This window comes from Streptomyces sp. ISL-12 (genome assembly GCF_018614415.1).
GTDB lineage: Bacteria > Actinomycetota > Actinomycetes > Streptomycetales > Streptomycetaceae > Streptomyces.
The window spans coordinates 23,767-37,994 of sequence record NZ_JAGGOO010000153.1 but is presented as its reverse complement, the minus strand read 5'-3'; the positions used below and the strand labels follow the sequence as shown (position 1 = coordinate 37,994).

Sequence of the window (14,228 nt, the reverse complement as noted above, 5' to 3'; positions counted from 1 at the left end):
CCTACGCCTTCCAACACCAGCCGTACTGGCTCGACGAGGTCGCCGCCACCTCGGTCGTCGGCAGGACGGCGGAGGCATTCTGGGCGGCGGCGCGCGCGGGCGATGCCACCGGCGCGGCCGCCGCACTGCGCCTTTCCGCCGAGTCCTCGCTCGCGGACGTCGTCACCGCCCTGGCGGCCGAGTCGGCCACGCCGCCGTCCCCCGAGGTGACCGGGACACCCGAGGCGAGGCAGGACACGACAGCTCCGGCGGCCCTGCTGAGGGAACGGCTCGCCAACGCGCCGGACGAGGAGCGGCACGGCATCGTGCTCGACATCGTGCGGTCCGAGGCCGCCGCCGTCCTCGCGCTGCCCGTGGCCGAGGACCTCGACCCCCGGGCGGAACTCCTCGACCTCGGGTTTTCCTCGCTGATGGCCGTCGAACTGCGTAACCAACTGGGTGCGATCACCGGCATCCAGGTGCCGCCGACCCTGGTCTACGACTACCCCTCCACCCACGACGTCGCGACCTTCCTGTGCGATGCGCTCGCCGCCTGACAAGGAGCACCTCGTGACCACGAACACCGTGCGGCAGTCGCCCTGGATCCGGCGCTTCCGAGAAGTGCCGGGGGCCTCGGTCCGCCTCGTCTGCTTCCCGCACGCCGGCGGCTCCGCGACCTTCTTCTTCCCGCTCGCGGAGGCGCTCACCCCGCAGGTGGAGGTGATCGCGGTCCAGTACCCCGGCCGCCAGGACCGGTACCGGGAACCCTGCGTGAACGACATGACAGAACTGGTGGAGCAGTCGCTGGAAGCGCTGCTGCCGTGGACCGATCGGCCGCTGACGCTGCTCGGGCACAGCATGGGCGCGACCGTCGCCTTCGAGGTGGCCCGGCGCATGGAGGCGAGGGGCATCGTGCCGCGCGCCCTGCTGGCGTCCGGCCGCCGGGCCCCCACCTGCGCTCCGGGCACCGGCATCGCCGCACTGGACGACCGCTCGCTGCTCGCCGAACTCGAGTTGCTGCACGGCACGGACGCGCGGCTCTTCCAGGACGAGGAGCTGCTGGGCATGGTCATGCCGGCGATCCGCAGCGACTACGAGGCGCTGGAGGGCTACCGCTACCAGCCGGGTCCCGCACTGAGCTGCCCGGTCGTCGCACTGACCGGCGACCACGACCGCAGGGTGAGCCTGGACCAGGCCCGTGCCTGGTCCGACGTGGCCGGCACCGCCTTCGACCTACAGGTCTTCAGCGGGGGTCACTTCTTCCTCGGCGACCGCACCGCCGAGGTCGCCGACGTGGTCAGAGGCGTGCTCGGGTGCTGACCCCGCCGGCGGATCGATCAGGGAGCAGGCGATGTCCAGCGCCGCGCTGATCAATTCGTCCCCGTCGCTCTCCGTGCGCTCGGCCTCGTCACCCGCCATGTGCAGGGCGGCGATGGCGAGGCGGACCCGCAAGGAGGCGGCGGGGTCGCTCACACCGCCGGTCAGCACGCCCGGACCGGTCAGCAGATCGAAGAGCGTGATGATGCGCCCGCGCACCTCGGCCGCGAGCGGCTGCTCCTGCAGCGAGGGTTCGTTCTCCTGCAGCAACCGGGCGGCGGCCGTGATGCCGTTCGCCGTCAAGTCGGCGTACCGGCGCAGCAGTTCGCGCCGGGTTTCGGGTCCCTCGGGCTGCTGCTTGCCCCAGTCGATGAGCTCGGCGACCGCGGCCGAGAAGTCACCGAGGACGGCGGCGAGGATCTCGTCCTTGGACTTGTAGTGGTAGTAGAGGGCGGCTTTGGTGATGTTCAGCTTCTCCGCGATCATGCGCAGCGACGTGCCCTCATAGCCGTACTCGGCGAAGAACTGGAGCGCGACGCGCTGTGCGCGCTCACGCGTATCGGTACGTCGGCCGGCCATGGCAATCCTTCCCTCGTCCTCGTCGCGCTCAGAGCCTACGGTCCGGCGTCGCCGAGGGCATATCACACCCCATTGCTTGCCGATCGGCAAGCAATGGGCTACGTTGTCGACGGCTTCAAGTTTACCTGCCGACAGGTAATGAATGCGGGGTTCCCGCCCCCCTATCCCGAGAAGGTGTCTTTCCGCGATGACCAAGACCGACAAGGCAGCGAGGGGCGCGGCGGCAGTCGACCCCGCCCGGCTGCATGCCCGGCGCTGGTGGGGGCTGGCTGCCATCGCACTCTCCCAGTTGATGATCACCCTGGACACGACGATCGTGACGATCGCGCTGCCCTCCGCGCAGCAGGACCTCGGCATGTCCGACGCCAACCGACAGTGGGTGGTGACCGCGTACACCCTGGCCTTCGGGGGGCTGCTGCTGCTCGGCGGCCGGATCGCCGACCGCATGGGCCGCAAGCGCACACTCGTCGCCGGCGTCGTCGGATTCGCGATCGTGTCCGGCATCGGCGGCATGGCCCAGTCCGGCTGGATGCTGATCGGCGCGCGCGCCGGGCAGGGCGTTTTCGCGGCCCTGCTGGCCCCCTCGACCCTGGCGCTGCTGGTGTCCATGTTCCCCGAGCAGGCGGAGCGGGCCAAGGCCATCGGCATCTACACCGCCGTACTGACCGCGGGCGGCGGACTCGGTCTGGTCGGCGGTGGCCTGATCACCAGTTACCTCGACTGGCGCTGGTGCATGTACGTCAACATCCCGATTGCCGTGCTCGCCGCGTTCGGCGCGATCTCCACGCTGCCCGACCCGCCCGGCAGGGCGGACGCGAAGATGGACGTCTTCGGCGCCATCACCGGCTGTGGCGGTATCGCGGCCCTGGTCTACGGGTTCTCCGAGGCCGGTGAGCGAAGCTGGGGCGCCGACCGGGTCGCCGTCTCGCTGAGCCTGGCCGCCGTGCTGCTCGTCGTCTTCGTGGTCCTGCAGTCTCGGCTGCGCAGCCCGCTGCTCCCCTTGCGGATCGTGACCGACCGCAACCGGGGCATGGCGTTCGGCACCGTCGCCCTGGCCACCCTCGGCCTGTTCGGTGTGTTCCTGTTCCTCACCTATCAACTGCAGACGGTGATGGGCTACTCCGCGGTCAAGACCGGTGTCGCACTGCTCCCGCTGGTCGCGATGAACGTCACCGGCGCGACCCAGATCTCCAGTCGGCTGCTGCCCAAGCTGCCGCCCCGGCTGCTGATCGTGCCCGGCCTGCTCGCGGCGGCCGCCTCGCTCGCCATCCTCACCCGGCTCACCCCTGACAGCTCCTTCACCGCGGTGATCCTGCCGGCCGAGATGCTGCTCGGGCTCGGCATCGGCACTCTCTTCGTGCCGACCGTGGCGGTGGCTACCAGCGGAGTCGACCCGCGGGACGGCGGCGTCGCCTCCGCGACCGTCAACACGGCCCAGCAGGTGGGCGCTTCGATCGGAACCGCCCTGCTCAACACGATCGCCGCCACCAGCACCGCCACCTACCTGGCCGACCACCACGGCGGCGGTGCGCTGCGGGACGCCACCGTTCACGGCTACTCCGTCGCCGCGACCTGGGCGCTGGGCATCATGCTGGGCACCGCGCTGCTGGTGGCGGTCTTCATCAACGCCGACCCCCGCAAGCCCGTGGCCAAGGAGGCGCCGGCCGAACCCGCTGCCCAGGCCGAGCAGTAGGACCGCGCGACCAGCACGGTGCCCGGCCGGGCACCGTGCTGGTCGCCGCGTCGTGTCCGTTCACTCAGCGGTGCGCAACGCCATCTCGATCAGCTCGTCGGCGTCCATGGAGTCGAGACCGGACGCGCTCGGCGCCGGTTCCGCCGACGCCGGGTCCCGGTCCTGTGCGAGCCTGCGCAACTGCTCCAGCAGGTTCGAACGCTCCAGCCGTGCCCGCGGGATGGCCGCCAGCAGCGTGCGGATCTCCTCGTCCGGCCCGCCGGTGTCGTCCGCGGCGAACAGCTCCGTGTGCAGGAACCGGGCCACCGCCCTGGACGTGGGATGGTCGAAGACCAGGGTCGTGGGCAGCCGCAGCCCGCTGATCCGGCGCAGCCGGTTGCGCAGCTCCACCGCGGTGAGCGAGTCGAAACCGAGGTCCTTGAACGCCTGCCCCGGCGCGATCCCCTCCGGGCCCGCGTGCCCCAGCGTGGCCGCCGCCTGCACCCGTACGAGCTCCAGGAGCCTGCGTTCCCGGGCGGCCGAGGACAGCCCCGCCAACTCGGCGCGCAGAGACGTGTCCTCGCCGTCGGCCGCGTCGTCCGCCGCCAGCATCAGCCGGACCTCGTCGATGTCCTCGATCAGGGGACGCGCCCGAGCCATGGTGAAGCCGGGCACGAACAGCGACCAGTCCATGTTGCTGACCGTCAGCGAGGTCTCCTGGTGCTCGACCGCCTGCCACAGCGCGGTCAGCGCCAGCTCCGGGGACATCTCCAGAAGCCCACGGCGCCGGAAGTGCTGCTCGAAGGAGTCGTCGGCGGCCATGCCCTCCCCGGCCCAGGCGCCCCACGCCACCGAAGTGGCTGGCAGGCCCTGGGCCCGCAGCCGCTCGGCCCAGGAGTCGAGGAAGCTGTTCGCCGCCGCGTAGCCCGCCTGATTGCCGCTGCCCCAGGTCGCCGAGATCGACGAGAACAGCACGAACGCGTCCAGCCCGGCCCCGTCGACCAGTTCGGCCAGGTTGACGGCGCCCGCCACCTTGGCCGCGACGACATCGGACCAGGTGCTCACGTCGGCCTCGGCCAGAGGGTTCCACTCGCCCACCCCCGCGGCGTGCACCACCGTGCGCACCACCGAGCCGTCCGCGGTGAGGGCGGACACCAGGTCCGCCACCGCCGCGCGGTCGGCCACGTCGCAGGCGGCGACCGTCACCCGCGCGCCGAGCGCCTCGAGTTCGGCGCGCAGCGCCCGCGCGGACGGTGTGCCAGGGCCCCGGCGACTGGTCAGCACCACATGCTCGGCCCCGTCGGCGACCAGCCTGCGGGCCACATGGGCGCCCAGCGCGCCGGTGCCCCCGGTGATCAGCGCGATGCCGCGCGCACGCCACGGCCTGGCCGGCGCGCGCCCGGCCAGCGGTGCCCTGACCAGGCGTCGCACGAACGTGCCCGAGGGGCGCACCGCCACCTGGTCCTCACGTCCGCCCAGAGCCTCGGCCAGCCGTCGCCCGGTCTCCTCGGTGACCGGCCCCACGACATCGATCAGGCCACCCCACCGGTCCGGATGTTCCAGGCCGACGACCCGGCCCAGACCCCAGACCTGAGCCTGCCCCGGCGCGGCCGGCCCCTCGGACGGGCCGGACCCGCCGGCGCTCACCGCACCGGACGTCAGGCACCACAACGGCGCCGTGACCGACGCGTCGCCCAGCTCCTGCACCAGGGCGGCGGTCGCCGCGAGCCCCGCGGACACCCCCGGCACCCGGCCGTGGGGACGCTTGTCGAGGGCGAGCAGCGACAGCACACCGGCCGCCGAGTCCATGCCGTCGGGCAGCACACCGCCCCGCTCGACGGCGGCCGCGTCCACCACGATCCGGACGGGCCGCGCACCGTGTGCGGTCAGCGCCCGCTCGGCGATCAGCGTCAGCGCGTCCTCCTCGTAACCCAGCGGAACCACCAGCGGCCACCCGCCGGACAGGCGCGGCGGTGCCGCCTGTGCCGGGGCGGGCCGCCAGGACACCCGGTAACGCCACGAGTCGACGACCGAGCCCTCCCGCTGCCGCTCGCGCCAGGACCGCAGCGCCGGTACCACCGTATCCAGGGCGTTCTTGTCGAGCCCCAGGGCCCGGGACAGGACCGGCAGGTCGGCGCGGTCCACCGCCGTCCAGAACGAGGCGTCGCCCTCCGGCGCACGGTGCGACGGCGGCTCGACCCAGTGCCGCCGCCGCTGGAAAGCGTAGGTGGGCAGCTCGACGGGCCCGCAGCCCGCGCCCTGGTGTCCCTCGTGCACCGTGCGCCAGTCGGGGGACACCCCGTGGACATGGGCCTGCGCCATGGACAGCAGGAACCGGTCCCAGCCGCCCGCGGCACGCCGCAAGGTGTCCACGGTGACGACCTCCGTATCCGCGTCCTCGGCGGTCTCCCGTACCGAGTTCGTCAGCACCGGATGCGGACTGACCTCGATGAACGTCCGGTGCCCCGCGTCCAGCAGCGAGCGCACCGTGCTCTCGAACTCCACCGGCCGGCGGATGTTGTCGTACCAGTACGCGGCATCGACCTGCTCCGTCTCCAGCAGGCCGCCGCGCACGGTCGAGTAGAAGGGGACGGTCAGCGGCCGAGGGCTGATCGGCGCCAGCTCCTCGAGCAGCTCCCGCTCGAAGGGATCCACCTGGGGCGAGTGACCGGCGACGTCAGCACCGGGAATCTGCCACCGGCGCGCACCCTCCGCCGACAGCTTCGCCCCCAGCTCGGCCAGCGCTCCGGGGTCCCCGGACACCGTGACGGTCGCGGGACCGTTCACCGCAGCCACGCCGATGCTCTCGCTCCAGGGCTCGATCCAGGCGCGCACCTGTTCGGCCGGCGCCATCACCGACAGCATCGCGCCCTGCCCGGCCAGCCGCCGCCACAGCTTGCTACGTACGGCCACGACCCGGGCGGCGTCCTCCAGGCTGAGCCCGCCCGCCACATGGGCAGCGGCGACCTCGCCTTGCGAATGCCCCACCACGGCGGCCGGTTCCACACCGTGGGAGCGCCACAGCCGGGCCAGTGACACGATCACCGTGAACAGCACCGGCTGGGCCACGTCCACCCGGTCCACCGACGGTGCGCCCTCGGCCTCGGTGAGGACATCGAGGACGGACCAGTCGAGGAAGGCGGACAGGGCCTTCTCGCACTCGAGCACCGAGGTCCGGAACGTCTCGGACTGCCCCAGGAGTTCCGCGCCCATGCGCGGCCACTGCGCCCCCTGACCGGGGAAGACGAAGACGGGAGCGCCAACGGCGGCGACGCTGCCCCTCGCGAGGCAGGGCAGGGGACGGTCCTCGGCCAGCGCGTCGAGACCCGCCAGAAGTTCGTCCCGGTCGCCCGCCACGACGACGGCGCGGTGGTCCAGGGCCGCGCGGGTCGTCGTCGAGGGGAGCGCGAGAGCGGCCGGACCCAGGTCAGGCCGCTCGGCCAGATGTTCCCGCCAGCGAACGGCCTGGGACCGCAGCGCGGCCGCGTCGGTACCGGACAGCGCCACCGGAACGCGGAGCCCGCGGGCGGCGGCCCCGTCCACCGCGGCGCGGGACTCCCCGGGCGGCGCCGGATCGGGCGGCGCCTCCTCCACGATCACGTGCGCGTTCGTACCGCTGATGCCGAACGAGGAGACCCCGGCCCGGCGCACCCGGTCACCGGTCGGCCAGGGCACGGGATCGGTCAGCAGCCGCACCCCGCCCGAGGACCAGTCGACGTGCCCGGTCGGCTCCGTCACATGCAGCGTCCGGGGCAGCACACCGTGCCGCAGGGACAGGACCATCTTGATCACCGAGCCGACCCCGGCCGCGGCCTGGGTGTGCCCGATGTTCGACTTCAGCGACCCCAGCCACAGCGGGCGGTCCGCGGGGCGCCCCTGCCCGTACGTCGCCAGCAGGGCCTGCGCCTCGATGGGATCGCCCAGCGAGGTGCCCGTACCGTGCGCGTCGACGGCGTCGACCTGGTCCGCGGTGAGCCGGGCGCTGTCCAGCGCCTGCCGGATCACCCGCTGCTGCGCCGGGCCGCTCGGTGCGCTCAGCCCGTTGCTGGCGCCGTCCTGATTGACGGCCGAGCCGCGCAGGACGGCCAGGACGGGATGCCCGAGCGCACGCGCCACCGACAGCCGCTCGACCAGCAGGACACCGATGCCCTCTGCGGAGTTCGTGCCGTCGGCGTCCGCGGAGAACGACTTGCACCTGCCACTGGCGGACAGCACCCGCTGCCGGCTCAGCTCGACGAAGCAGCCGGGCGAGGACATCACCGTCACACCGCCGGCCAGCGCCATCGTGCACTCGTCGCGGCGCAGCGCCTCAGCGGCCAGATGCAGCGACACCAGTGACGACGAGCAGGCCGTGTCGATCGTCACGGCCGGGCCCTGGAGACCCAGGAAGTAGGAGACCCGGCCCGAGGCCACACTGGCCGCGTTGCCCGTGGCCCGGTGCCCCTCGACGTCCGGTGCCGCCTCGTACAGACGGGGACCGTACTCCTGCGCGATGACACCGAAATAGACCCCGGCCCGCGTGCCCCGCAGCGTGTACGGGTCGATGCCGGCCCGCTCGATCGCCTCCCAGGACGCTTCCAGGAGCAGGCGCTGCTGCGGGTCCATCGCGGCCGCCTCGCGCGGGGACACCCCGAAGAACGCGGCATCGAACGCGTCGGCGTCCTCAAGGAACCCGCCCTCGCGCACATAACTCCTGCCGGACGCCGACGCGTCCGGGTCGTACAGACCCGCCAGGTCCCAGCCGCGGTCGGCCGGGAAGGCGGAGACCGCGTCGGTGCCGTCCGCCAGCAGTCGCCAGAGGTCCTCCGGCGAGCTGACACCGCCCGGGAAGCGGCAGGACATGGAGACGATCGCGATGGGTTCGCTCTTCCTGGCCTCCACTGCCTCGAGCTCACAGCGGGTGCGGCGCAGATCCGCCGTCGCCCGCTTCAGATAGTCGCGCAGTTTGTCCTCGGCGGCGGTCATGGCCGGTCCTCCTCCTTCGGGCCGCCCGCGCCGGACCTCTTGCGGGCGAGGGTGATGCCGTCGAACAACGGGAGCAGTGACAGATCCACCCGGTCGTCGTCCAGCAGGGCCTGGTTCAGCTCACGGATGGCGACCGTGTCCGCGTCCTGTGCCGCGGGGTCGATCACCCGCCCGAAGAAGAGCGTGTTGTCCAGCACGATCAGTCCGCCGGGGCGCAACAGATCCAGGGCCGCCTCGTAGTACGCCGTGTACTGGGCCTTGTCCGCGTCCACGAACGCGAGGTCGAAGCTCTCGGGCCCCTCCTCGGCCAGAAGCTCGGCCAGGGTCTCCTGGGCGTCGCCGACCCGCAGGTCGATACGGTCGGCCACGTGCGCCTCACGCCAGAAGGGAGCGCCGATACTCGGCCACTTCTCGCTGATGTCCATGGTGACCAGGCGGCCGTGCGACGGCAGCGCCCGAGCCATCGACAGACTGCTGTAACCGGTGAAGGTGCCGACGTCCAGCACCCGGCTCGCCCCGGTCAGACCCACGAGCAGAGCCAGGAACTGGCCTTGCTCCGGCGTGACCTGCAGGGCCAGCGCCGCGGGGAGCCCGGAGGTCTCCGCGCGCAGCCGGCGCAGGATGTCGTCCTCACGCAGCGAACTGCGTCGTACGTACTCAAGGAGCGCGGGGGTGCTCTCGAGCTGCTGGGCCATGTCAGGCTCCTTCGGCCACGAGGTCCGGTGCGATGAGCCGCAGGGTGGTGGGCGCACCCTTGTCTGTGGGTTTGAGGTGCAGCCGCTGGATCCCGTCACGGTCCGCCGCGAAGGGCACATTCTGCGTGCAGCCGCAGGTCTCGCCGGTGAATCCGGCGAACCGGTAGGCGATCTCCATCATCCGGTTGCGGTCGGTCCTGCGGAAATCCGCGGTCAGATGGACACCGGCGCGTGCGGCCTCACTCTCCAGCCAGTTGAGCAGGACCGTGCCGGCCCCGAAGGAGACCACCCGGCACGACGTGGCGAGCAGCTTCAGACGCCAGACGGCCGGGTGCTTCTCCAGCAGGATGATGCCGACCGCGCCGTGCGGACCGAAACGGTCGACGAGCGTGGTCACCAGCACTTCGTGGTGGTCGTCGGCGAGCAGGGCGCGCAGTGCCGTATCGGAGTAGTGGACGCCGGTGGCGTTCATCTGGCTGGTGCGCAGGGTCAGTTCCTCGACCCTGGACAACTCCTCCTCGCCCGCCCGGCCGATGCGCATGACGAGGTCGAGCGAGCGCAGGAACTCTTCGTCCGGGCCGGTGAACTCGGCCCGGCGCGCGTCTCGTTCGAATCCCGCCCGGTACATCTGCCGGCGCCGGCGCGAGTCGACCGTCACCCGCTCCGGACTGAACTCGGGCAGCGCCGTCAGTTCGCCCGCCTGCGAAGCGTCGTAGCAGCGCACGTCCGGCAGATGGAAGGTGACTTCCGCGCGTTCGGCGGGCCCGTCGTCGATGAACGCGATCGTGCCGAGCGCGAAGTTCAGCCGCTCGGCTATCCCCTTGACGGACTGCGACTTGGGCCCCCAGCCGATCATCGGCAGGACGAAGTACTCGGCGATGCCCAGCTCCTCGAGCCGCCGCCACGCCAGGTCGTGATCGTTCTTGCTCGACACCGACTGAAGGATGCCGCGGGAGTCCAATTCCCGTACGGTCTCCAGGACACCGGGCAGCAGTGTGACCTCCCCGTCCTCCAGCAGCGTGCCGTTCCACAACGTGTTGTCCAGGTCCCACACCAGGCACTTCACCAAGGTCGTCATGCCCACTCCGCCACCGCGTGGTCGGCCAGGATCAACTGGCATATCTCGCTGGTGCCCTCGATGATCTCCATCAGCTTCGCGTCCCGGTACGCGCGCGCGGCCACCGAGCCGTCCTCGGCGCCCGCGGACGCCAGGAGCTGTACGGTCGTCGCCGCCGCCCGTGCGGCGTGCGTGGCACCGATGTGTTTGGCGGCCACGGCCTTGACGAACATCTCGGGCGCCCCTTCGTCGCGGGCCCGGCTCGCCTCGGCACAGGCCCGCGCGGCGACTTGCTCGGCGACCACCAGATCCGCCAAGTGCCCCGCCACCAGTTGGTGCTCGGCCAGCTTCCGGCCGAACTGACGCCGGGAGGTGGTGTGCCGGGCGGCGGCCCGCAGACAGGCGCGCAGGATGCCGACGCACCCCCAGGCCACCGAGAGCCGGCCGTACGTCAAAGCCGCCGTCACCAGCATCGGCAGGGACTGGCCAGGACCGCCCAGGACATGGCCGGCCGGGACCCGGGCCGCGCGGAACTCGATGTTCGCGTGGCCCGCCGCCCGGCAGCCGAGCGGGTCGGCCACCGGTTCGACGCGGACACCGGGGGTGTCGCGGGGGACGACGACGGCGGCGGCTCCGTCCCCGTACCGGCCGAACACGACGAGCAGATCCGCGTACCGGCCCACGGTGATCCACTTCTTGTGGCCGTCGATGACGACGTGCTCGTCCTCGGCGCGGACCGTCGTGGTGATGCCGTTCAGGTCGCTGCCCGCGTCCGGTTCGCTGAACGCGACGGCGGCCAGTTCGCCGCTGGTCAGCCGAGGCAGCAGGGCACTGCGCTGGCTCGCGGTGCCCAGCCGCTGGACGGTCCAGGCCGCCATGCCCTGCGAAGTCATGACGCTGCGCAGGGAACTGCACAGGCTGCCCACGTGGGCGGTGAGCTCGCCACCCGCCGGGCTGCTCAGGCCGTGACCGCCGTACTCGCGCGGCACCTCGGCGCACAGCACACCGGAGGCGCTGCACTTCCTGAGCAGATCGTCGGGGAGCAGCCCGGCCCGGTCCCATGCGCCGGCCCGGTCGCCGACGAGGTCGGTGACGGCCCTGGACAGTTCGTCCGTGAGATCGGCAGTGTCACGCATCGTTGCCGCCCGCTTCCCGCAGCAGGTTGACCAGAGCGGTCATCGTGCGCACCGTACGGAAGTTGTCGATCATGAGGTCGGGTCCGGCGATGGTGATCGCGAAGGTCTTCTCCAGATGCACCACGAGTTCCATGGCGAACAGGGAGGAGACTCCGCCGGTGGCGAAGAGGTCGACGTCGGGCTCCCACGACCTCTTCGTCCTTTCCCGCAGAAATGCCTGAATGGATTCTTCGACCGTGACGGCGTTGGACGAGGCAGTCATGACAGAGGTTCTCCGTACTCGTAGAAACCGCGACCGCTCTTGCGGCCGTGGTGACCGGCCCATGCCTTTTCGAGAAGCAGATCGCAGGGACGGCATCCCTCGTCCCCGGTGCGCTCGTGCAGCACCCACAGGGAGTCGACGAGGTTGTCGATGCCGATCAGGTCGGCGGTGCGCAGCGGCCCCGTACGGTGACCGAGGCACCCCTGCATGAGCGCGTCGACCGCTTCGGCGCTCGCGGTGCCCTCCTGCACGACCCGGGCGGCGTCGTTGATCATGGGATGCAGGACGCGGCTCGTCACGAAGCCCGGGGCGTCGTTGACGACCACCGGCTCCTTGCCGAGCGCGGTGAGCACGCCACGCACTCCGGCGAGCGCGGCGTCACTGGTGCGCCGGCCCCGGATGACCTCCACCGTCCTGATGAGGTAGGCCGGATTCATGAAGTGGGTGCCGATCAGGTCCTGCGGGCGTGCCACCGCATCGGCCATCTCGTCGATGGGGAACGACGAGGTGTTGGTCACCAGCACCGTGCCGGGCGCCACCAGGCCGGACACGTCGGCGAGCACCTTGGCCTTGACGTCGGCGAGTTCGGTGACCGCCTCGATCACGGCGGTGCTGCCGTCCACGTCGTCGAGCGTCACGCTCGTGGTGAGCCGGCCAGGTGAGTGCCCCTGGGGCAGTTCGCCCATCATCTGGGCCATACGGAGCTGTTGCCGGATCCTGGCCCGTGCTTCGTCGAGCCTGGCCTGGTCGACGTCGATCAGCAGGACCGGAACTCCGTGCCCCAGCGCCAACGCGGTCACGCCGGTGCCCATGACACCGGCACCGAGCACAGAAAGTCGAATTCCTTCCACCGAGCCTCCGCAGCGTTTGTCGAGGTACCCGTCCGACCGCGCGGAAAGACGACGGGAATTACCACATCGCCCTTGAGCGAATCGGTGCCGAATGAGAAAGTTCCACGATCGTTTGTGATCCTCGCGATTCGTCGACAGGGAAGCCAGCCCCTACGCCCCCTACGAATCCCCTAACGAATTCGTGCGCGGCTGGAGGTGGGCGCAGGCCCCTGGTGACACGAGCACCACCAGGCCAGACGTGTCTCCCGACCGCGCACAGCGGGCCCCTGGCGGGGGCTGGTCACACTCGGCTGCCATGGAAGCGCGAACCGGTCCGACTCAGGGGCTTTGCGTGTAGTGATCTTGTCCGGGTTCATCCGGTGAGGCCGAGTGCGGTCAGGGGGCGGCGGGGGTCGCGTGACGGCGGCCGTGGCAAGCGGCTCTGATCCACTTCTTGTGGTCCGGTCGCAGAGGGTGACGATGTTCGGTCCGCGAGGAGCATCTGGCGTCGGAGCAGGTCGAATCAGGCCCGGCCGTACTCGTCCCTTTTTGATCCGCTTCATCCTGTTGACGTTGCCCTCGGCCCTGCCCGAGCTCCACTCCAGGGTGAGTCCGGCGGCAACGGCATCGACATCCTGCCGTAGGCCACGGGCCAGGCTCCGCAGCGGCTTCGGTCCGGTGTGCTCGGCACGGATGAGCCGGCTGTCGAGATCGCTGCCGCGGCGCTCACTCATCGGCTGGGCGAAGGCCCGCACGCAGCCGGCGACGGCTTCCGCACCCGGGCGGCGCGACAAGAGTTGCTTGGGCTTGAGCGCGTTGTTCTCGTCGATCTTGTCGAGGTGGGCGGTGATCGGCCAGGTTGGCTTTCCGGACGGTCAGCTCTTTGGGCATGGCGGGCGCCTGGGGGGGGCGACCGTAGGGGGAGTCGGCGCCCGCGCGGGCGATTGGGCAGGTCGCGCGTTTTCGCGGGGCCGCCGGTCCGGTCTTCTGACGGAAACTCACCGCGAGTGGCCGGCGGCAGCGCGACGGCCTGCCCGGCAAGCCGCTCAGCGGCTACGCCCCGTCAGCGGCGGCCGAAGCCGGGGCCGCCTCTGCTCCCGAAGCGCCTCGCAGGACCAGATCGGCCGTGCGCGTCAGGAAGTCGTCGGTCAGTTCACGGCCGAGGAAGAGCCAGCGGAAGTACAGCGGACCGGCGGCGGCTTCCACCAGGAAGTCCAGGTCGGCATGCGGCGGCAGGTCGCCGCGCTCGATGGCCCGTGCGTAGATGTCGCGGGACAGCGCGAAGCGTGCGGGCCAGATCTTGTCCAGGACCTCGTGGATGCCGTCGTTGCCGGTGGAGCGAGGGCCGGTTTCGCGCAGAAGGGCAGTGACCCATGGGCTCTGGAAGCCGCGGCGCACCTCGCGCAGAAACGACAGGAGATCCTCGCGGAGATCACCGGTGTCCGCGGGAGGTGAGATCGCCTCTTGACGCTCGATGAAGGCGGAGGCGACCAGGCCGGCCTTGTCACCCCAGCGCCGGTAGATCGTGGTCTTGTTCACGCCGGCGCGCTCGGCGACGGAGTCGATGCGCAGGGCCGCGTACCCCACTTCGCCGAGTTCGGCGATGGTCGCGTCCATCACGGCCTGCCCGGTGCGGGCGGTGCGACCTCCGGGGCGGACGGTCGCCGAATCGGTCCGCAAGCGTTTGACCTGGTCGGATGGATCGTTCGACATGCGGTGAGCCTAGCAAACGCACC

Annotated in this window: 11 protein-coding genes; 3 read left to right on the top strand and 8 right to left on the bottom strand. The window is 71.3% G+C overall.

All coding sequences use genetic code 11. From position 1 onward, the window contains the following. A partial coding sequence (locus J7I94_RS34120; RefSeq protein WP_215173594.1) for an acyl carrier protein occupies window positions 1–536 on the top strand: 536 nt, incomplete at its 5' end. Between the two features lie 13 nt (window positions 537–549). Then, entirely contained in the window at window positions 550–1,299 is a 750-nt protein-coding gene (locus J7I94_RS34115; protein WP_308114825.1) for an alpha/beta fold hydrolase, read from the top strand. Here J7I94_RS34115 and J7I94_RS34110 read toward each other — a convergent pair. Beyond that, the gene (locus J7I94_RS34110; protein ID WP_215173590.1) at window positions 1,213–1,875 is read right to left on the bottom strand and encodes a TetR/AcrR family transcriptional regulator; all 663 of its coding nucleotides are present in this window, start codon (window positions 1,873–1,875) and stop codon (window positions 1,213–1,215) included. The genes J7I94_RS34115 and J7I94_RS34110 overlap by 87 nt on opposite strands. A 187-nt stretch (window positions 1,876–2,062) precedes the next feature. Between J7I94_RS34110 and J7I94_RS34105 the strand changes: the two genes are divergently transcribed. Next, on the top strand, window positions 2,063–3,568 hold the full coding sequence (locus J7I94_RS34105) for an MFS transporter (RefSeq protein WP_215173588.1): 1,506 nt from the start codon (window positions 2,063–2,065) through the stop codon (window positions 3,566–3,568). 60 nt (window positions 3,569–3,628) lie between these two features. On the opposite strand, the gene J7I94_RS34100 is transcribed toward J7I94_RS34105, so the two are convergent. From J7I94_RS34100 to J7I94_RS34070, 7 genes are all read right to left on the bottom strand, one after another. Continuing rightward, window positions 3,629–8,512 carry a type I polyketide synthase gene (locus J7I94_RS34100; protein WP_215173586.1) on the bottom strand — a complete coding sequence of 1,628 codons (4,884 nt, stop codon included), beginning with the start codon at window positions 8,510–8,512 and terminating at the stop codon, window positions 3,629–3,631. Then, entirely contained in the window at window positions 8,509–9,207 is a 699-nt protein-coding gene (locus J7I94_RS34095; RefSeq protein WP_215173584.1) for an O-methyltransferase, read from the bottom strand. Before J7I94_RS34095 ends, J7I94_RS34100 begins: the two co-directional genes overlap by 4 nt. Before the next feature lies 1 nt (window position 9,208). Next, window positions 9,209–10,285, bottom strand: a complete 1,077-nt coding sequence (locus J7I94_RS34090; RefSeq protein WP_215173582.1) for an HAD family hydrolase — start codon at window positions 10,283–10,285, stop codon at window positions 9,209–9,211. Continuing rightward, complete coding sequence (locus J7I94_RS34085; protein ID WP_215173580.1) at window positions 10,282–11,400, bottom strand: acyl-CoA dehydrogenase family protein; 1,119 nt, start codon at window positions 11,398–11,400, stop codon at window positions 10,282–10,284. The genes J7I94_RS34090 and J7I94_RS34085 overlap by 4 nt, the downstream gene beginning before the upstream one ends. Beyond that, window positions 11,393–11,662, bottom strand: a complete 270-nt coding sequence (locus J7I94_RS34080) for an acyl carrier protein (protein ID WP_215173578.1) — start codon at window positions 11,660–11,662, stop codon at window positions 11,393–11,395. Before J7I94_RS34080 ends, J7I94_RS34085 begins: the two co-directional genes overlap by 8 nt. Then, window positions 11,659–12,513, bottom strand: a complete 855-nt coding sequence (locus tag J7I94_RS34075) for a 3-hydroxyacyl-CoA dehydrogenase family protein (RefSeq protein WP_308114824.1) — start codon at window positions 12,511–12,513, stop codon at window positions 11,659–11,661. Before J7I94_RS34075 ends, J7I94_RS34080 begins: the two co-directional genes overlap by 4 nt. A gap of 1,032 nt (window positions 12,514–13,545) precedes the next feature. Then, window positions 13,546–14,205, bottom strand: coding sequence for a TetR/AcrR family transcriptional regulator (locus J7I94_RS34070; RefSeq protein WP_215173576.1), 660 nt, complete (start codon window positions 14,203–14,205; stop codon window positions 13,546–13,548). Window positions 14,206–14,228: the final 23 nt, after the last annotated feature.

Excerpts from the sequence above, each read along its gene's own strand:
- J7I94_RS34110 (WP_215173590.1), bottom strand. The coding sequence starts at position 1,875 with ATGGCCGGCCGACGTACCGATACGCGTGAGCGCGCACAGCGCGTCGCG.
- J7I94_RS34105 (WP_215173588.1), top strand. The coding sequence starts at position 2,063 with ATGACCAAGACCGACAAGGCAGCGAGGGGCGCGGCGGCAGTCGACCCC.
- J7I94_RS34100 (WP_215173586.1), bottom strand. The coding sequence starts at position 8,512 with ATGACCGCCGCCGAGGACAAACTGCGCGACTATCTGAAGCGGGCGACG.
- J7I94_RS34095 (WP_215173584.1), bottom strand. The coding sequence starts at position 9,207 with ATGGCCCAGCAGCTCGAGAGCACCCCCGCGCTCCTTGAGTACGTACGA.
- J7I94_RS34090 (WP_215173582.1), bottom strand. The coding sequence starts at position 10,285 with ATGACGACCTTGGTGAAGTGCCTGGTGTGGGACCTGGACAACACGTTG.
- J7I94_RS34085 (WP_215173580.1), bottom strand. The coding sequence starts at position 11,400 with ATGCGTGACACTGCCGATCTCACGGACGAACTGTCCAGGGCCGTCACC.
- J7I94_RS34080 (WP_215173578.1), bottom strand. The coding sequence starts at position 11,662 with ATGACTGCCTCGTCCAACGCCGTCACGGTCGAAGAATCCATTCAGGCA.
- J7I94_RS34070 (WP_215173576.1), bottom strand. The coding sequence starts at position 14,205 with ATGTCGAACGATCCATCCGACCAGGTCAAACGCTTGCGGACCGATTCG.